At 70.1% G+C, this 18929-nt stretch carries 15 protein-coding genes; 7 read left to right on the forward strand and 8 right to left on the reverse strand.

Going from position 1 to position 18929, the window contains the following annotated elements; all coding sequences use genetic code 11:
• Positions 1–111: 111 nt before the first annotated feature.
• Together FHR66_RS11745 and FHR66_RS11750 are read left to right on the forward strand one after the other, a co-directional pair.
• Positions 112–2496 (forward strand): penicillin acylase family protein, encoded by a 2385-nt coding sequence (locus FHR66_RS11745; RefSeq protein ID WP_160965684.1) that lies wholly within the window; start codon positions 112–114, stop codon positions 2494–2496.
• 79 nt (positions 2497–2575) lie between these two features.
• Positions 2576–3622 (forward strand): right-handed parallel beta-helix repeat-containing protein, encoded by a 1047-nt coding sequence (locus FHR66_RS11750; RefSeq protein ID WP_160965682.1) that lies wholly within the window; start codon positions 2576–2578, stop codon positions 3620–3622.
• Between the two features lie 124 nt (positions 3623–3746).
• On the opposite strand, the gene asnB is transcribed toward FHR66_RS11750, so the two are convergent.
• From asnB to FHR66_RS20925, 5 genes are all read right to left on the reverse strand, one after another.
• Complete coding sequence (gene asnB / locus FHR66_RS11755; protein WP_160965680.1) at positions 3747–5441, reverse strand: asparagine synthase B; 1695 nt, start codon at positions 5439–5441, stop codon at positions 3747–3749.
• Between the two features lie 253 nt (positions 5442–5694).
• A complete protein-coding gene (gene dapE, locus FHR66_RS11760) occupies positions 5695–6825 on the reverse strand; it encodes a succinyl-diaminopimelate desuccinylase (RefSeq protein ID WP_160965678.1) in 1131 nt (376 codons plus the stop codon).
• A gap of 166 nt (positions 6826–6991) precedes the next feature.
• Positions 6992–7450 (reverse strand): GNAT family N-acetyltransferase, encoded by a 459-nt coding sequence (locus FHR66_RS11765; RefSeq protein ID WP_160965676.1) that lies wholly within the window; start codon positions 7448–7450, stop codon positions 6992–6994.
• Complete coding sequence (locus FHR66_RS11770) at positions 7447–7803, reverse strand: arsenate reductase (RefSeq protein ID WP_160965674.1); 357 nt, start codon at positions 7801–7803, stop codon at positions 7447–7449. Before FHR66_RS11770 ends, FHR66_RS11765 begins: the two co-directional genes overlap by 4 nt.
• A 174-nt stretch (positions 7804–7977) precedes the next feature.
• Positions 7978–8433 carry a hypothetical protein gene (locus FHR66_RS20925; RefSeq protein WP_202394586.1) on the reverse strand — a complete coding sequence of 152 codons (456 nt, stop codon included), beginning with the start codon at positions 8431–8433 and terminating at the stop codon, positions 7978–7980.
• On the opposite strand from FHR66_RS20925, the gene FHR66_RS20930 reads away from it, so the two are divergent.
• A complete protein-coding gene (locus FHR66_RS20930) occupies positions 8432–8653 on the forward strand; it encodes a hypothetical protein (RefSeq protein WP_202394585.1) in 222 nt (73 codons plus the stop codon). The genes FHR66_RS20925 and FHR66_RS20930 overlap by 2 nt on opposite strands.
• Positions 8654–9677: 1024 nt before the next feature.
• On the opposite strand, the gene dapD is transcribed toward FHR66_RS20930, so the two are convergent.
• From dapD to map, 3 genes are read right to left on the reverse strand one after another with little or no spacing between them, the layout of a single operon-like run.
• Complete coding sequence (gene dapD, locus FHR66_RS11780) at positions 9678–10682, reverse strand: 2,3,4,5-tetrahydropyridine-2,6-dicarboxylate N-succinyltransferase (RefSeq protein WP_160965672.1); 1005 nt, start codon at positions 10680–10682, stop codon at positions 9678–9680.
• Complete coding sequence (locus tag FHR66_RS11785) at positions 10682–13282, reverse strand: [protein-PII] uridylyltransferase (RefSeq protein WP_160965881.1); 2601 nt, start codon at positions 13280–13282, stop codon at positions 10682–10684. Before FHR66_RS11785 ends, dapD begins: the two co-directional genes overlap by 1 nt.
• 29 nt (positions 13283–13311) lie before the next feature.
• Positions 13312–14088, reverse strand: a complete 777-nt coding sequence (gene map, locus FHR66_RS11790) for a type I methionyl aminopeptidase (protein ID WP_237474207.1) — start codon at positions 14086–14088, stop codon at positions 13312–13314.
• Positions 14089–14314: 226 nt separating this feature from the next.
• Between map and FHR66_RS11795 the strand changes: the two genes are divergently transcribed.
• The 4 genes from FHR66_RS11795 to FHR66_RS11810 are packed head-to-tail and all read left to right on the forward strand — an operon-like array spanning position 14315 to position 18912.
• Positions 14315–14818, forward strand: a complete 504-nt coding sequence (locus tag FHR66_RS11795) for a Csu type fimbrial protein (RefSeq protein ID WP_160965670.1) — start codon at positions 14315–14317, stop codon at positions 14816–14818.
• Positions 14819–14832: 14 nt separating this feature from the next.
• Positions 14833–15573, forward strand: a complete 741-nt coding sequence (locus tag FHR66_RS11800) for a fimbrial biogenesis chaperone (protein ID WP_160965668.1) — start codon at positions 14833–14835, stop codon at positions 15571–15573.
• Between the two features lie 4 nt (positions 15574–15577).
• Positions 15578–17893: a fimbria/pilus outer membrane usher protein gene (locus FHR66_RS11805; protein ID WP_167087812.1), complete on the forward strand. Its 2316-nt coding sequence runs from the start codon at positions 15578–15580 to the stop codon at positions 17891–17893.
• On the forward strand, positions 17890–18912 hold the full coding sequence (locus FHR66_RS11810; RefSeq protein ID WP_160970856.1) for a Csu type fimbrial protein: 1023 nt from the start codon (positions 17890–17892) through the stop codon (positions 18910–18912). The genes FHR66_RS11805 and FHR66_RS11810 overlap by 4 nt, the downstream gene beginning before the upstream one ends.
• Positions 18913–18929: the final 17 nt, after the last annotated feature.

Here is an 18929-nt window from a genome sequence, read left to right on the forward strand (position 1 = left end):
CCCGACTCGCACGTCCGCGATGCGTGACCCCGCGCACAGCGCGCCGCACCTACGCGGGAACGACACGCACTCGTGTCTAGAATCGGAGACTTGCCTATCCGGAGAGAGACGATGCGCGGTCGATGGAAACGCCTGCTGCTGGGGACGCTGCTGCTGGCGGCGGCCGTGGCGCTGGGCGTCTGGCTGCTGCTGCGCGGCAGCCTGGCCACGCTCGACGGCACCGCGCCGCTGCAAGGCCTGCGGGCGCCGGCGAGCATCCAGCGCGACGCGCTGGGCGTGGTCACCATCGATGCCGCCGACGAGGCCGATGCGATGCGCGCGCTCGGCTACGTGCACGCGCAGGAACGCTTCTTCGAGATGGACCTGCTGCGCCGCGCCGCCGCCGGCGAACTGTCCGAGCTGGTCGGCCCACATGCGCTGGGCGTGGACAAGGCGCGGCGCGCGCAGCGCCTGCGCGCCCGCAGCAGCGCGCAACTGGCCACGTTCGCCGGCACGCATACAGCGGCGCTGCAGGCCTACAGCGCCGGCGTCAACCAGGGCCTTCACGCATTGCGGGTGCGGCCGTGGCCGTACCTGATGCTGTTCGCCACGCCGCGCGACTGGCAGCCGGTGGATTCGGCGCTGGCCGGCCAGGCGATGTACTTCGATCTGCAGGGCAAGCAACTCGAGCGCAAGCTGGACCTGTACCGCCTGCAGCAGCGCTTGCCGGCGCCGCTGTATGCCTTGCTGCGCCACGAAGGCAGCAGTTGGGACGCGACACTGGACGGCAGCGTGCGCGGCGACGCGGTGCTGCCCGATGCCGGCCAGGTCGATCTGCGCCGCCTGGCCGACGCGCCCGCGCCGGCCGCGACGGAAGCGGTCGCCACCAGCGCGCCCGGCAGCAACAACTGGGCCATCGCCGGCAGCCGCACCGCCGACGGCCGTGCCATCGTCGCCAACGATATGCACCTGGCCCTGCGCGCGCCCAGTCTGTGGTTCCGGGTGCGCCTGCGCTATGCCGATGCGCAGGCACCGGGCGGCCGCGTGGACGTGTCGGGGTTCTCGCTGCCGGGCCTGCCGGCAGTGATCGTCGGCAGCAACGGCCACATCGCCTGGGGCTTCACCAACAGCTATGCCGATACCGCCGATTGGTACCGACTGACCCCATGCGCCGCCGTGGCCCAACCCGGCTGCACGCCGGTCACCGTGCATCGCGAACTGATCCGCGTCTCCGGCGCTCCCGACACCACGCTGCAGGTGGAGGACACCGCTTACGGCCCGATCCTGCAGCACGAGCCGGACGGCAGCGCGCTGGCGCTGCGCTGGGCCGCGCAGTTGCCGGGTGCGCTGAACCTGGGCCTGGCCGACTTCGCCCGCACCGAGACGCTGGGCAGCGCCTTCGCCCACGCGCAAGCCATCGCCACGCCGGCGCAGAACCTGGTGCTGGCCGACCGCGACGGCCACATCGGCTGGCGCGTACTCGGCCCGCTGCCGCTGCGCGGCCCGCACTGCGCGGCCGATGCGGTGATGCACGACGTGCGCGCGACGGTGCCGGCGCAGGCCCGCTGCGCGCCATGGCCGCTGTCCACCACCCAGTCGCCGCAGCGCATCGATCCCGCCGACGGGCAACTGTGGACCGCCAACGCTCGCGTGGTCGGCGGCGCCGAACTGGCCCCGATCGGCGACGGCGGCTACGCGCTGGGCGCGCGCGCGCAGCAGATCCGCGACGACCTGCGCCTGCACCCGCATCTCGACGAACAACAGTTGCTGGCGATCCAGCTCGACGACCGCGCGTTGTTCCTGCAGCGCTGGTGGGCACTGCTACGGCAACGCGATGCCGGCGCGGCCACGCCGGCGCTGCACGCCGTGTCGCAGGCGGCCGCGCACTGGGAAGGCCGCGCCAGCACCGGTTCGGTCAGCTACACCCTGGTGCGCGCATGGCGCCTGGCGGTGCTGACCCGGATCCGCGACGGCCTGATCGCGCCGGCCCGGACAGGATCGGACGCCGATGCCGCGCCACCGCCGCTGCCGCAACTGGAAGGCGTGGCCTGGCCGCTGCTGCAGCAACAGCCCCTGCACCTGTTGCCGCGCCGCTACGGCAGTTGGCAGGCGCTGCTGGAGGACGCCGCCGCCGAGGTGCGCACGACGCTGCAGGCCGACGGCCCGCTGGACACGCGCCGCTGGGGCCAGCAGAACCGTGCGGCGATCTGCCACCCGCTGGCGCAGGGCCTGCCGGCGCCGCTGCGCGGCTGGCTGTGCATGCCGGACACGCCGCTGGCGGGCGACGACGACATGCCACGGGTGCAGCGCCCGGCCTTCGGCGCCTCCGAGCGCATGGTGGTGGCACCCGGCCACGAGGCCGACGGCATCGTGCACATGCCGGGCGGCCAGAGCGGCCATCCGCTGTCGCCGTTCTGGGGCGCCGGCCACGCCGACTGGGTGCAGGGCCGCGCCACAAAGTTCCTGCCCGGTCAAACCCGGCACACGCTGACATTAAGCCCGTCCACGCCACAATGACCCGATGTTTTCGCGCCGGCGTTCGTCCCATGCGCCGGTCCGCCGCCTCCCCTCCCCCCACTGCCGAGTCTGCCTACCGATGAAGCGCCCTCCCCTGCTCGCCCTGTTGCTGCCGCTCGCCGCGGCCGTGTCGTTCTCCGCCTGTGCCACGCCGGCCGCCGACGCGGCCAGTGCCAACTCCGACTGCAGCGTGCGCGCCGAACCCGGCGACGATCTGCAAGCCGCCATCGACCGCGTCCCCAACGACGGCAAGCCCGCCACCGTGTGCCTGAGCGCCGGCGAATTCCCGGTCAGCAAGCTGATCTCGATCCAGCGCGACGGCCTGCGCCTGCGCGGCCAGGGCGACAGCACCGTGCTGCGCATGCGCGACCACGTGCAGCAACCGACCATCGTCATCGGCGATTACCAAAACGAGCGCCCGCTGAAGCCGATCCGCGACGTCCGCGTGGAGCAGTTGCAGATCGTCGGCGGCACCATCGACAAGGAGTTCATGCCCGAGCGCCCGTACCTGAGCAACAGCCTGGTGGTGGTGCGCAACGGCCAGGACATCCAACTGACCCACCTGCGGGTGAGCAAGTGCCGCAGCGCCTGCCTGCTCAGCGAGTTCGACAGCCGCGACCTGCTGATCGCGCACAACGACGTGTCCGGCGCAACCTGGGATGGCGTGTCGTTCAACCGCACCGCCAAGGTCAAGCTGATCGACAACGTGATCCACGACAACGTCGCCGCCGGCATCACCACCGAGCACCTGGAAGACAGCGAGATCCGCGACAACCGGCTGGAGCGCAACGGCAGCCAGGGCGTGTACCTGGCCGACGCGCGGCGCAACCTGTTCGCCGGCAACCAGTTCATCGACAACAAGGGCGCCGGGCTCTACCTGACCTGCTCGATCCGCCAGCGCACGCCGCAGATCCTGTGCTGGGACAACAGCATGAGCCAGGACAACACCTTCGAGAACAACACCTTCCGCGGCAATCCCTACACCTACACCATCGGCGTGGACAGTGCGGCCAACTGCACCGGCCCTGACTTCCGCCCCAACCTGTGGCGCAAGAACAACCAGGCCGACGCCTCGGGCATCGACATCCAGCCCGAACGCTACGGCCACTGCGTGCGCTTCGAGTAAGGCCGGGACCCGGGACGCGGCCCCCGGAAAGGCGGTGCCGCGATCCGAAGCACCGCCGACTCCCGTTGCTTGGATCCCGAGTCCGGCACGTCCCGCCGGCGCATCGCCGGCGGGACGTGCGAGTTCAGGCTCCCAGCGCCTGCGCGTGCACACCCGCCACCGCACGGCCGGAGGGATCGGCCATGGCCGCGAAGCTGGCGTCCCAGGCGATCGCCGCCGGCGAGGAGCAGGCGATCGACTTGCCTCCAGGCACGGTCTCGGCCGCGGCCGGCGTCGGGAACGCGCGCTCGAACAGGCTGCGGTAGTAATAGGCTTCCTTGGTCTGCGGCGGGTTCACCGGGAAGCGCTTGTCGGCCGCGGCCAGTTCGCGGTCGCTGACCTGGGCTTCGGCATGCGCCTTCAGGCCGTCGATCCAGCCGTAGCCGACGCCGTCGCTGAACTGCTCCTTCTGCCGCCACAGGATCGACTCGGGCAGATAGCCTTCGAAGGCGTCGCGCAGCACCCCTTTCTCCATGCGCGCCGCGCCGCCACTGGCCTTGTCGATCATCTTGTACTGGGCATCCATGCGCATGGCCACGTCCAGGAACTCCACGTCCAGGAACGGCACACGCGGCTCCACCCCCCAGGCCATCATCGACTTGTTGGCGCGCAGGCAATCGTAGTTGTACAGCGCGTCGAGCTTGCGGATCAGTTCCTCGTGGAATTCGCGCGCGTTCGGCGCCTTGTGGAAATACAGGTAGCCGCCGAAGATCTCGTCGCTGCCTTCGCCGGACAGCACCATCTTCACGCCCATCGCCTTGATCCGCCGCGCCAGCAGGAACATCGGCGTGGAGGCGCGGATGGTGGTGACGTCGTAGGTCTCGATGTGCCGGATGACTTCCGGCAATGCGTCCAGGCCTTCCTCGAAGGTGTATTCGAAGCCGTGGTGCACGGTCCCCAGGGCCTCGGCCGCGATCGCCGCGGCGGCCAGATCCGGCGAGCCCTTCAGGCCGATCGCGAACGAGTGCAGACGTGGCCACCAGGCCTCGGCCTCGTCGTTCTCTTCGATGCGCTTGCGCGCGAAACGCGCCGCCACCGCTGCCACCAGCGAGGAATCCAGCCCACCGGAGAGCAGCACGCCGTACGGCACGTCGGTCATCAACTGCCGATGCACGGCACGCTCGAACGCCTCGCGCAGTTCCTGCTTGCCGACCTCCACGCCCTGCACCGCCGCATAGTCGCGCCAGGGCTTGCGGTAGTACTGCACGAGTTCGCCGCTGGCGCTGTCGTAATAGTGGCCCGGCGGGAACTGGGCGACGTCGGCGCAGCTGTCGGCCAGCGATTTCATCTCCGAGGCCACCCGCAGCCGGCCCTGCGCGTCGTGGCCCCAGTACAGCGGGCACACGCCCATCGGATCGCGCGCGATCAGCACGCGGCCCGCGGCCTTGTCCCACAGTGCGAACGCGAAGATGCCGTTGAGGCGGTTCAGCAGCGCGTCCGGCGTGGTTTCGCGGTACAGCGCATTGATCACCTCGCAGTCCGAACCGGTCTGGAAGGCGTAAGGCTGGACGAGTTCCTTCTTCAGCTCGCGATGGTTGTAGATCTCGCCGTTGACCGCCAGCGCCAGGCGTCCGTCGTCGGAGAGCAGCGGCTGCGAGCCGCCGGCCGGGTCGACGATGGCCAGGCGCTCATGGACCAGGATCGCGCCGTCGTCGACATACACGCCGCTCCAGTCCGGGCCGCGATGGCGCTGCCGCTGCGAGCAGTCCAGCGCCTGCCGCCGCAGCGCCTGCAGGTCGTCGCCCGGTTGCAGGCCGAAGATGCCGAAGATCGAACACATGGGGAAACTCCTGATCGTGGGGTAAGGGTTGCGAGGGAATCCACACGCCCAGGCACAAAAAAACCCGCATCGGCCGATGCGGGTTTTCTGGTGGCTGGGCGTGGTGTTTCTGGTAGCGCCTAGTCGCAGACCCGCATCGGCCGCGCACGATTATTCGCCAGCGCATTGTTGCGGCCGTTGGCGGTGGTCGAGCGGAGGACGGACAGCGAGGTCATGCGGCGACCGTAACCCGGCGCGCGGGCCGGTGCAACTGTTACCGCAGCAACCGTTCGATCAGGCGCAGGTACAGATCCGGCAGCGCCTCCAGGTCGGCCACGCGCACGTGCTCGTCGACCTGGTGGATGCTGGCGTTGACCGGGCCGACTTCGATGCACTGCGCGCCCAGTGGCGCGATGAAGCGCGCATCGGAGGTGCCGCCGCCGGTGCTCTCCTCCGGCGGCGCGCCGGCGACCTCGCCCAGCACCTCGCGCGCTACCCGGCGCAGCGTGCCTTCCGGTGTGTAGAACGGCTCGCCGCTGCGGTGCCAGCGCAGGTCGTAGTCCAGGCCATGGCGATCGAACAGCGCGGCGATCTCCGCTTCCAGCCGCGGCGCATCCCAGTGCGGGGTGTAGCGCAGGTTGAAGGCGACCTGCAGTTCGCCGGGGATCACGTTGTTGGCGCCGGTGCCGGCATGCACGTTGGAGATCTGCAGGCTGGTCGGCGGGAAGCTTTCGTAGCCGTCGTCCCAATGCCGCGCGACAAGTTGGGCCAGCGCCGGCGCAGCAAGGTGGATCGGGTTGCGCGCCTTGTGCGGATAGGCCACATGCCCCTGCACGCCACGCACGCGCAGCGCGCCGGAGAGGCTACCGCGGCGGCCGACCCGCAGCAGGTCGCCGAGCCGCTCGGTGGACGAGGGTTCGCCGGTGATGCACCAGTCGATGCGTTCGCCGCGCTCGGCGAACAATCGCGCCACGTGGCGCACGCCGTCGATCGCATCGCCTTCCTCGTCGCTGGTCAGCAGCACCGCCAGCGTGCCCGGGTGCTGCGGCTGCGCGGCCACGAACCGTTCGGCGGCGACGACGAACGCGGCCACGCTGCCTTTCATGTCGGCAGCGCCGCGCCCGTACAGCACGCCGTCGCGAATCTGCGGCGCGAACGGATCGCTGGCCCAGGCCTCGCGCGGCCCCGGCGGCACCACGTCGGTATGGCCGAGCAGTGCCAGCACCGGGCCATCGCCACCGCGATGGGTCGCCCACAGGTTGTCGACCTGGCCGCAGCGCAAATGCTCGATGGCGAAACCAGCGCGTTCCAGCCGCTGCGCGATCAGTGCCTGGCACCCGGCATCGTCGGGAGTGACCGACGGGCGGGCGATCAGGTCGCGGGCGAGTTCAAGGACATCGGACATGCAAGGGACACCGTTTGGGAAAGCGCTAGGGCGCGATGATGATGATCGGGGCCGGTAACGTCGCGGGCGGGCGACGCAGCAAGTGCAGTGTACGAGCGGGACTGGCGGATTCGAAGTCTCTGCCAGGGTCTCCCTGGCGGATGCACGTTCGCGATCCTGGCCTTCGCTACGGCGCGACACCCGGCCAGCGCATGCAGCGCACGCGTACCGCGAAGGCCTCGTTGCCGGGCATGCGCCCATGCTGCACGCCGGTTTCGACGAAGCCGCAGGCACGGTAGAACGCGAGTGCCGCGACATTGCCATCCAGCAATTCCAGCGTCAGGCCAGCCGGGCTGGCGTCCTGCACCGCGGTCACCAGCGCCTGGCCGACGCCGCGCCGGCGCGCGGCCGGATCCACGTACAGCCAGGCCAGTTCCTCGCCATCGTCGGCGACGAAGCCGAGCACCTGGCCCTGCCACTCGGCGACCTGCACGCGGTAGTCGAACAGGTGTTCACGCTCGGCCGCGATCGGCAGCGGCAGGAACGCATCCGCCAACCCCGCCGCCTGCAGTTCCTCCAGGCGCGCGGCGTCGTGGATGGCGCACAGGCGTGCCCAGTCGTCTGCCCGGTACGGGCGGATGTTCACTCGATACCGAATCGCTGCTTGAAGCCGTTGTCGGAGAAGCCCTGGCTGAGCCGGCCGTCGTCGGTCACCACCACCGGCCGCCGGATCAGTTGCGGATACTCGCGCAGCAGCAGCTTCCACTCGGCATCGGAGCCAGGCGCTTTCTTGTTATCGGGCAGTTGCCGCCAGGTGGTGGAGGACTTGTTGACCAGCGCGTCGAAGCCACCGGCCTGGCCGGCCCATTCCAGCAGCGTTTCCGGGGTCGGCTTGTGCTCGCGGTAGTCGACGAAGGTGTAGGCCACGCCGAAGCGGTCCAGCCACTTGGTCGCCTTCTTGCAGGTGTCGCAGTTCTTCAATCCGTACAACGTCGTCATCGAAATGTCCCATCAAGCGAATAAAGCCCCTCTCTCGCCGGGAGAGGGGTTGGGGTCAGGGGTCGGCGCGCCACAGTGACATGGCACACGCAGACATCGCGCGTGATCTTACCCGGCGCACGCGCCGTCGGTTCCCCCCAAGCAGAGAGAAAACGCACTCGACCCGACCGCGCCTTACTGCGCTGGCACGTCCTTGAGCCGGGCCGAGTCGATGCGCCAGCGCAGTTGCGCGGCCGAGGCACCGTCGACACCGTTGACTCGACGCAGGACGTAGTCGCCACGGAAGCGTTGCCGCGTGCCGTCGGCCAGCGTCGCCTCCACGGTGACCGGCACTGGCTGATACACCGAGCCGGCGGCACCGTCGTTGGCACCGAGCGCGCCGATCGTCACCTTCACCGCGCGCGTCTGGGCGAAGCCGGCCTTGAACGCGTCGTAGGACTGCCCCGGGCGCCCGTCCTCGCCCCATTGCTGCCAGGCCACCGCGTAGTCGCGCGCGTTGATCGCCGCGTAATAACGCCGCACCACGTCGGCCGCGGCCTGCGGGCTGTCGGCGGCCGGGCCGCAACCGGCAGTGTGTGGTCCGTCGCGGCCGAGCAGCGCGCAGCTACGGGCGATCTCGTCGTCGATCATGGCGCAACTGTTCGCGGCATTGCAGGGCGGATGCGTGGCCGGCGACACCGAGCGACAGGTCGCCACGCGCGCCGCCGCAGCGTCGGCACCGATCTCGGCAGCGCAGGACAGTGGTTCGCTTGCCACGCTGGCGCTTTCCGTCGTCGCAGGCGCTTTTGCAGGCGCAGCGGTCGCAGCAGGCACGGGGTTTGGCGCAGCGCCCGTCTCGGTGAGCGTATGACCGTCCGCAGGTGCCGCTGGCGTCGGCGCGCCCTCGCGACCGCACCCGGACAGCGCGAACGCCACCGTCATCCAGCAAGCCCATTTCATCTTCCGCATTGGTGTCTCCCTGTCAGGGCAGTGCAGCACCCGGCAACAGTCCGCACCGGGCATCGTCGGTCCAATGCACACTGCCGCGGCAGCGCTCGAACCCGCGTGTGGCAGCGTATCCGGCCACCGATGTACGTCGGGTGTGCGCCCGCTCTGCCCTTGGTTCGGAATCGCGAACCCTACGATGAACCAGTCGACCAACTCTTACGGGCGACAGCCATCAGTTGAGCTTGCCTACCTACAAGCGGCACAGTGCCACTAGGCCGAACGCCGCGTTCTTGCCGACGCACGGCTGTTCGCACTGGAGCCGAATCCGCCGAAGACTTTGCATGCGGGTCCCGACGACAGAAGCCACCGCGTGCTTTACCGCCTTTGCGTTTGCTTTTGATTTACCGGGTTCCCTTCCGCAGCGGCGGGTGGACCGGGGAAAAACCCCGAAGGGGCGGCGCACATGGACATGCGCCGTTCGCGGCAGGGGCAGGGCTCGCCGGAAAAAGGCGAAGCACTGCTTCGCCCCGGCGGGCGGGCTGGCGCCGTGAGGCGCCTGCCCCGGACTTGGCTGCAAAGCAGCCAAGCCCCTTCCGCGAATCCCCGGTGCATCCGCGGACCCGGAGCGCGCAGCGCGGAGGGCGCAAGGCAGGGCGTGCTTGACCAGCCTTCGGCTGTGGTAAAGCGCTTCTTTTGGTTACTTTTCTTTGCACGAGCAAAGAAGCGCTTCTCAGCAGCCAAAGGCTGATCAAAGTAACTCGCCCGCAAGGGCGAAAGCTTTTGTCGTTGCCTCGCAGCGCGCCTTTGCGAATGCCAATGCCCTAGACACTCAGACACCGACGCGCGCAATAGCTACGCAACGCGCGAAGAAGTACCGCGCCTGACCATAAAGTCGACAGGAAGCAGCACACCAGAGCGAAACCGGGCTTAGCCCGGTCTCACCATCCTCAGTCAGCCAACCCACGCAGCAGATCGTTGACGCTGGTCTTGCTGCGGGTCTTGGCGTCGACCTGCTTGACGATCACCGCGCAGTACAGCGAGTGCGAACCGTCCTTGGCCGGCAGTTGCCCGGACACCACCACGCTGTACGGCGGCACGTAGCCGTAGGAGATCTCGCCGGTGGCGCGGTTGTAGATGCGCGTGCTCTGGCCCAGGAACACGCCCATGCCGATCACGCTGTGGTGGCCGACCACCACGCCCTCCACCACTTCCGAGCGCGCGCCGATGAAGCAGTGGTCCTCGATGATGGTGGGGCTGGCCTGCAGCGGCTCGAGCACGCCGCCGATGCCGGCGCCGCCGGAGAGGTGGCAATGCTTGCCGATCTGCGCGCAGGACCCGACCGTGGCCCAGGTGTCGACCATGGTGCCCTCGCCGACGTGCGCGCCGATGTTGGTGAAGCTCGGCATCAGCACCACGTCCTTGCCGAAGTAGCTGCCGCGGCGCGCCACCGCGCCCGGTACCACGCGCACCCCGGCCTTGCGGAACTCGGCCTCGTGGTAGCCGGCGAAGCGCGACTCCACCTTGTCCCAGAACGGCGCCGGCTGCGCTTCCACCACCGCCATCTCGTTGACCCGGAAGTACAGCAGCACCGCCTTCTTCAGCCACTCGTTGACCTTCCAGCCGCCGTGCCCGTCCGGCTCGGCGACGCGGAACTCGCCGCTTTCCAGGCCGTCGATGACCCGGTTGACCACCGGCCGGGTCGATCCCTCGATCTCGTCCAGGGTCAGCGTGGCGCGGCGCTCGAACGCGCTGTCGATGGTGAACTTCAGTTCGTCGGCGCTGGGCATGGCGACCGGCTTGGCGCGCAGCGGCTTCGGCGCGGGCTTGGCCGCCGCGGTCGGTGCCGCAGGCTTCGCGGCGACCGGCTTGGCGGACTTGGCCGGCTTCGCGGTCTTCTTGGTGGCCGGCTTCTTCGCAGCGGGCGTCTTGGCGGCAGGCTTCTTGGTGGCCATCAGCGGGGGTCTCCAGGCGGGGTATCGGGGTCCAGGCAGGCCTGCAGCGCGGCCTGCAGCGCCTGGCGGCAGGCGTCGGGCAACGGCAGGTTGTGCTCGTCGGTGATGTGGAACAGATCCTCGGCGCGCTCGCCGAAGGTGGCGATGCGCGCGTCGTGCACGCGCAGCTGGTGCCGGCGCAGCACCTGGGCCACGTCCGACAGCAGCCCGGGGCGGTCTGGCGCGACCAGGCTGAGCCGGGTCAGGCGGCCGTCGAGGCTCTCGCGGAATTCGATGCGCGGGGCGAAGCGGAAATGCCGCAGCTGGCGCGGCACCACGCGCCGCGCCGGACGCAGCCGCGCCAGGTCGCCGGCCAGCGCCTCGCGCAGCCCGGCCTGCAGCTGCGCGATGTCGCCGCTGGCGAAGGCATCGGCCGGCATCACCTCGAAGGTGTCGAAGATCGCCTCATGCGGTGCATCGAGCACCCGCGCGCGATGGATGCCGTAGCCGAGCCGGTCCAGGGTCATCACGATCGCGGCGAACAGGCCGTCGCGGTCCGGCGAGTACACGAACACTTCCAGCGCCGCGTCGTCGGGGGTGACCGGACGCACCTTGACCAGGGTGCCGCCCAGTTCCACCTCCATCAGCGAGGTCGCCTGCCAGGCCAGTTGCTCGGGACGGAAGCGCAGGAAACTCTCGTCCGGCATGCCGGCGAACTGGCGGTCGATGGTGACGTCGTCGTGGCCCTGCAGGTGCATCAGCGCACGCGTGGCCTCGCGTGCCTCCTGCAGGCGCTCGGCCACCGGCAGCGGGTGTTCCAGGCCCTCGCGCAGCGCGCGGCGGGCGGCGAAGTACAGGTCGGCCAGCAGCCGGTCCTTCCACGCGTTCCACAGCTTGGGGCTGGTGCCGGCGATGTCGGCACAGGTCAGCAGATACAGATGATCCAGCCGCTCGCGGTCGCCGACCAGGCTGGCGAAGCGATGGATCACGTCCGGATCGGCGATGTCCTGCTTCTGCGCGGTCACCGACATGCGCAGGTGCTGCTCGACCAGCCAGGCGACCAGATCGGTGTCGGCGGCGCTGAGCGCGTGCGCGGCGCAGAACGCGCGCGCATCCACCGCGCCCAGCTCCGAATGGTCGCCACCGCGGCCCTTGGCGATGTCGTGGAACAGGCCGGCCAGCAGCAGCAGTTCCGGCTTGCGCAGCCGCGGCCAGACCTCATGCGCGATCGAGAAGCGGTCGTCGGCGCGCGCGCTGGCGAACACCGCCATGTTCTTCAACACCATCAGCGTGTGCTGGTCGACCGTGTACACATGGAACAGGTCGAACTGCATGCGCCCGGACACCTGCGCGAACGCCGGGATCCACTGCCCGAGCACGCCCAGCCGCGCCATCCGGGTCAGCGTCTGCACCGCGCGCGGGCCGCGCAACAGCGCCAAAAAGCGCTCGCGCGCGGTCGTGCTGGCGCTGGCGTAGGCCGGCAGGTGCGGCAGCGCCTCGGCCAGCGCGCGCGCGGTCAGCGAATGCAGGCCGCGGATCTCGCCGTGTGCGGCCCAGGTGGCGAACAGCGCGAACACCTGCACCGGGTCGGCTTGCGGCCAGTGCTCGTCGTCGGCGGCTAGGTAGCCGCGGCGCAGCGAGAAGCCGCCGGCCAGCGGCTGCGGCTGCGCCTCGCCATCGAACTGTTCCTCGAAGCGCTGCAGCAGCCGATCGCTGAGCCGGCGCACGATCGCCGCGCTGCGGTAGAAGCGCTGCATCATCTTCTCGACGCCCAGGCTCTCGACGTCGTCGGAGAAGCCCAGGCGCTGCGCCAGGGTCTTCTGGTAATCGAAGCGCAGGCGCTCTTCGGGGCGGTTGGCGACCAGGTGCAGGCCGTAGCGCAAGCGCGCCAGTTCGCGGCGCTCGCGGCGCAGCGCGGCGGCTTCGTCACCGCCGACATGGCCCAGCCCGATCAACGGCTCCAGGTCGCGCACGCCGAACGCGCGCAACGCCATCCAGCCCAGGGTGTGCAGGTCGCGCAGGCCGCCGGGGCCGTCCTTGATGTCCGGCTCCAGGTTGTCGGCGGTATCGCCGAAACGCTGGTGGCGGGCCTGCAGCTCCTCGCGCTTGGCCATGAAGAATTCGCGTGGCGGCCACACCCGCTGCGGCGCGATGGATGCGGCCAGCGCCGCCTTGGCGGCGGCGTCGGCCTGCAGCGGGCGCGCCTCGATCAACGCGGTCAGCACGGTCTGGTCGGCGCAGGCCGCGGTGCACTGCGCGGCCGAGCGCACTGCGTGGCTCACCGGCACCCCGGCATCCCACAGCAGCGGGAACAGCCGCGCCAGCGCCGGTTCGTAGACGGGGTCGAGCTCGCCGAACACCAGCAGGTCGATGTCCGAGCGCGGGAACAGTTCGCCGCGTCCGTAACCGCCCACTGCGAACAGGGCCAGCCCGGCCTCGCGCGGCACGCAGCGGCTCCAGGCGTGACGGATCAGTTGGTCCAGCGCGCGCGCGCGCAGCGCCAGCAGGCGGTCGATGTCGTCGCCCTGGTCGAAGCGCTTGCTCAGCCGCGCATCGGTCTGCGCCAGCAGTTGCCGCACCGCGGCCGCCCAGCCGGCGTCGTCGACACCGGCATCGGGCATGCCGGCATCGGCACCGGCCGGCAGCAGGCTCACGGCTCGCCGAGGCCGCCCGGCGACAGGGTCAGTACCTCCACCCCATCCTCGGTGACGGCGACCATGTGCTCCCATTGCGCCGAGAGCTTGCGGTCCTTGGTCACCACGGTCCAGCCGTCCGGCAGCACGCGGGTATAGCGCGTGCCCTCGTTGATCATCGGCTCGATGGTGAAGGTCATGCCCGGCTTCAGCACCAGGCCATCGCCCGGCCGGCCGTAGTGCAGCACCTGCGGCTCGTCGTGGTAGACCTTGCCGATGCCGTGGCCGCAGTACTCGCGCACCACGCTGAAGCGCTCGCTCTCGGCGTACTGCTGGATGGCATGGCCGATGTCGCCGAGCGTGGCGCCCGGCTTCACCGCGCGGATGCCGCGCCACATGGCCTCGTAGGTGGCCTCGATCAGGCGCCGCGCCATCACCGAGGGCGTGCCCGCGCAGTACATGCGGCTGGTGTCGCCGTGCCAGCCGTCCTTGATCACGGTGACGTCGATGTTGACGATGTCGCCGTCCTTCAGGACCTTGCTTTCACTGGGGATGCCGTGGCAGATCACGTTGTTCACCGACGTGCACACGGTCTTCGGAAAGCCGCGGTAGCCGACGTTGGCCGGCACCGCCTGCTGCACCTTGACGATATGGTCGTGACAGATGCGGTCCAGCTCGGCGGTGGTGACGCCGGGCTTCACGTACGGGCCGATCAGGTCCAGTACCTCGGCGGCCAGGCGGCCGGCCACGCGCATCTTCTCGATGTCCTGCGGAGTTTTCAGATTGACGGTCATGGTCGTCATTATCGCTCATCCCGGCGCTGGCTGAACGCGCCGGGCGCATCGGTGGTTTTCCGGCGCGTTGCCCTGACCACCATCGTCTTCATCGCACTGAACGCGCTGTCCTGTGGTCGCCATCTCATGTGAAATCTAGATGACGATCCAAAAAAATGTGAACTGGCCCGCAGTTTGCATTGATGGCGACACCGGCGGTTGTCCGCCCTCACCGAAGAACCCTGCCATGTACCTCTTCCATCGCGTTCTCGCCTTCCTCGTGCTGTTCGTCGCCGGGACCGGCCTGGCCTGGGCCCAGTCCGACTCGCGCACCTTCAACGTCAAGATCCAGATCACCAGCGTCTGCGACATCCAGACGGCCCCCACCGACGTGGATTTCGGCAGCGTCAATTCCAACCAGACGGCGATCAACAGCACCGGCACCTTGAACGTGCGTTGCACCTCCGGCACGCCGTACAACATCGCGCTCAACGCCGGTTCCGGCTCCGGCGCCACGGTCACCACCCGCACCATGGGCAGCGCCGTCGCCGGCAACACCACGCGGGTGCCTTACTCGCTGTATCGCAATGCCGCGCGCACGCAGAACTGGGGCTCGACCATCGGCACCGACACCCAGGCCGGCACCGGCAATGGTGCAGTGCAGCCGATCACCGTCTACGGCCAGGTCGCCAACACCAACTACCCTGCCGGTTCATACAGCGACATCGTCACCGCCACCGTCAGTTGGTAACCGGAGCCGCCTGCATGCATGTGCGACTGCATTCCTTCCTGCGCCTGCCGGCGCTCGCCGCGTTGTGGCTGGCGGCAGCCGGCGCGGCAGTGGCGGCGAGCCTGCAGGTGGCGCCGACCTCGGTGTCGCTGCGCGCCGAGGAGACCGCCCAGGGCGTGTGGCTGAGCAACAGCGGCGACGTGCCGCTGCGTGCGCAGGTCCGCGTGTTCCATTGGCAGCAGCGCGACGGCGAGGATGTGCTCGACCCCAGCGACCGCATCGCGCTCAGCCCGCCGATGCTGGAGCTGGCGCCGCATTCGCGGCAGTTGGTCCGCGTGATCCGCCTGGATCCCGCGCCCGGCGCCGGCGAGGACGCCTACCGCATCCTGGTCGACGAGTTGCCCAGCCAGGACGCCAGCGGCAACGCCAGCGCCGGGCTGCAGTTCGTGCTGCGCTATTCGGTGCCGGTGTTCCTCAAGCCGGCCGTGGCCACTGCGCCGGCACTGCGCGCGCGGCTGGTCCGCGACGGCGCGGGCACGGCGCTGGAAGTGCTCAACCAGGGCAACGGCCACGCGCAATTGGTGGACCTTCAGTTCGTCGCCAGCGATGGCCAGCGCAGCGCCATCGCCCAAGGCCTGGCCGGCTATGTGCTGCCGGGCCAGCGCAAGCGCTGGCCGCTGCCGGCGGCGCTGGCGCAGCCACAAGGAACGTTCGAGGCAAGGATCAATGGCGAGCCGCGCGCGCAGTCGCTGGTCGTGGACGCGGCGGCGCCCTGAGCTGTTGCTGGCCCTGTGGGCCGGCACTGCCGCGCTCGCCGTCGCCCAGCCTCAGCCCTCCACCCCGCCCCAGGCCGCTGCGCCGGCGCAGGAGACCCTGTACCTGGAGGTCACCCTGAACCAGACCCGGCAGCCGGGCCTGTTCCAGTTCCAGCGCGACGGCGAGCAACTGCGCGCCAGTGCCGCAACCTTGCGCCAGCTCGGTCTGCGCGTGGACGGCAGCGACGCCACCGCGGCGATCGCCCTGGGCGATCTGGACGGCGTGCGCTTCCGCTACGACGCCAGCCTGCAGCAGCTGGCCATCGACGCGCCGGTGGCGCTGCTCGACGTCGCCACCACCCGGATCGACGCCCGCGGCGGCGTGCCGTCGCTACCGGCGACCAGCTCGCCCGGCGCCCTGCTCGACTACGACCTCTATGCCAGCCGCCAGGGCAGCGCCAGCAATCTCACCGCCAGCGGCGAACTGCGCGTGTTCGGCCTGGGCGATGGCCTGCTGCGGCAGTCCTTCGTCGGCAGGCTGTACCGCGAGCCGCAGCAGAACTGGCATACCGAGGCGATCCGCCTGGACACGCAGTGGCAATGGTCGTTGCCCGAGCGCATGACCAGCGTGGTGCTGGGCGACACCTTCAGCAGCAGCACCAGTTGGAGCCGCACGCTGCGCCTGGGCGGGGTACGGGTGGGCAGCGATTTCGGCCTGCAGCCGTACCGCGCGCTCACCCCGTTGCCGGAATTCCTCGGCGAAGTGGCGGTGCCGTCCAGCGTGGACCTGTACGTCAACGGCATCCGCCAGTACGGCGCGCAGCTGCCGGCCGGGCCGTTCCAACTGTCCGCCGCGCCGGGCGTGGACGGCGCCGGCAATGCCCAGGTGGTGATCACCGACGCCTACGGCCGCACCCGCTCGCTGGCCTTTCCTTTCTATGCGACCCAGGATCTGCTGGCCAGCGGCCTGACCGACTGGTCGCTGGCGCTGGGCCGGGTGCGCGAGGACTACGGCGTCGCCGACTTCGCCTATGCCGGCGACACGGTCGGCAGCGCCAGCTGGCGGCGCGGTGTCAGCCCGCGCTTCACCGCCGAGGCGCACGCCGAGGCCGGGGCCGGCGTGCGCAACGCCGGCGTCGGCGGCCTGTGGCTGCTGCCGCGCGCCGGCGTGTTCGGCGCCTCGCTGGCGCACGGCGGCGATGCCGGCCAGCAAGGCCTGCAGTACGCGCTCAGCTACCGATGGAACAACGGCCGCTTCAACCTGGCGTTGGATACCCAGCGCGCGCAATCGGGCTACCGCGACGTGGCCGCGCGTTACGGCGCCGCGCCGCCGCGGGTCAGCGAGCGCGCCCTGTTCGGCAGCACCTGGGACGGCCTGGGCAGCATCGCCCTGAGCTATGTGCGCCTGGCCTATCCGGACAGCGGCGACCAGCGCTACGCCAGCCTGTTCTGGACCCGGGCCCTGCCGCGGCAGTCGTCGTTGAACCTGAGCATCAACCAGAACCTGGACCAGGCCAGCGACCGCAGCGTGTATCTGGGCTGGTCGATCGCGCTGGAGGGGCGCCGCCAGGCCGGCGTCGCCCTGCAGCGTTTCGGCGAACGCACCAGTGCGACGGCCGATCTCAGTCAGGCGGCGGCCGCCGACGGCGGCAGCGGCTGGCGGCTGCAGGCGCGTGGCGGGCAGGACGGCGGCGGCGGCCTGGCCGAAGCCAGCTGGCGCGGCGCCAGCGCCCGCTACGCCGGCGGCATCGCCAGCGCCGGCGGCCAGACCTACGGCTACGCCGAAGCCTCGGGCGGCGTGGCCTGGATCGGTGGCGGCTGGTTCCCTGGCCGCGATCTCGACCAGGCCTTCGCCCTGGTCTCCACCGGCGGCGTCGCCGACGTGCCGGTGTTGCTGGAGAACCGGCCGATCGGCCGTACCGATGCGCGTGGCTTCCTGTTGGTCACGCCGCTGCTGGCCTGGCAGCACAACCAGCTGTCGATTGATCCGATGCGCCTGCCGGCGGAGTTGCGGCCGGAGCAGGTCGACCAGATCGTGGTGCCGCGCGACCGCACCGGGGTCGTGGTGGCGTTCCCGATCCGCCGCAGCGACGGCGTGCTGGTGCAACTGCGCGATGCCGACGGCGTGCCGCTGCCAGTCGGCAGCCGGATACGTGGACCGGGGGTCGACACGGTGGTCGGCTACGATGGTCAGGCCTATGTGGAAGGACTCGGGCCCGGCCGCAACGATCTGGAGGTGGACATGCACGGCAGCCGTTGTCGATTCCGGATCGACCGCGCGACGCAGGCGCGGCCTACCGGGCTGGAGCCGCTGCGCTGCCTGCCGGAGACCACGCCATGAGCGCGCGCGCCTGGCGAATGCTGCTGCCGGCCCTGCTGTTGGCGGTCACACTGCTGCTGCCCTCGCGCGCCGCGGCCACCACCACCTGCACCGCGCAGGCCACGGCGCTGAGCTTCGGCACCCTCTCCGACACCGCCGCCACCGACGCCACCGCGCAGATCGTGGTCACCTGCCAGACCGGCGCGCTGAGCATCCTGGGCACCATCTATGTGCGCATGTGCCTGAACATCGGCGAGGGTGCCCAGGGCGGCGGCCTGGGCATCGCGCCGCGGCGCATGCTCAACCCGCTCAACGACAGCCTCGGCTTCCAGCTCTACCGCGACAGCGCGCGCAGCCTGATCTGGGGCAGCACGCTGGCCGGCTCCACCCCGCTCCAGGTCGATCTGACCTACTCCTCGCTGGCGACCGGCGGCAGCGGCAGCGCCAGCTACACCTTATATGGACGCATCCCGCTGCAGAGCGGCATCGCCACCGGGCTCTACCAGAACAACTTCAGCGGGGTGTTCACCAACCTGCAGTACCGCTACGACGAGCCGTTGATCGGGACCCCGGCGAGCATGCCCGCCTCCTGCACCACCGGCGGCGCCGGCGGCGGCACCTCGGTGCAGTTCCCGTTCGTGGCCAGCGTCACCGCCGCACCGACCTGCACCATCGCCAGCATCGCCGACCTGGATTTCGGTACGCAGTCGGGCCTGATCGACAATCCGCTGAACTACACCACCGCGCTCAGCATGAACTGCCGCTACCGCACCGCCTGGCAGGTGAGCCTGGACAACGGCCAGAACGCCAGCGGCAACGTGCGCCGCATGCGCAACGCCAACGGCCAGTTCCTGACCTACGAGCTGTACCGCGACGCCGCCCGCACCCAACGCTGGGGCAGCACCCTGAACACCGATACCCAGACCGGCACCGGGACCGGCAGCGCGCAATCGCTCACCCTGTATGGCCAGGTGCCGGCCCAGCAGACCCCGGCCCCGGGCAGCTACAGTGACGTGGTCAAGGTCACCGTCACCTACTGACGGCTGAACAGCGCGGC

The sequence above is a fragment of the Xanthomonas sp. F4 genome (assembly GCF_011761895.1).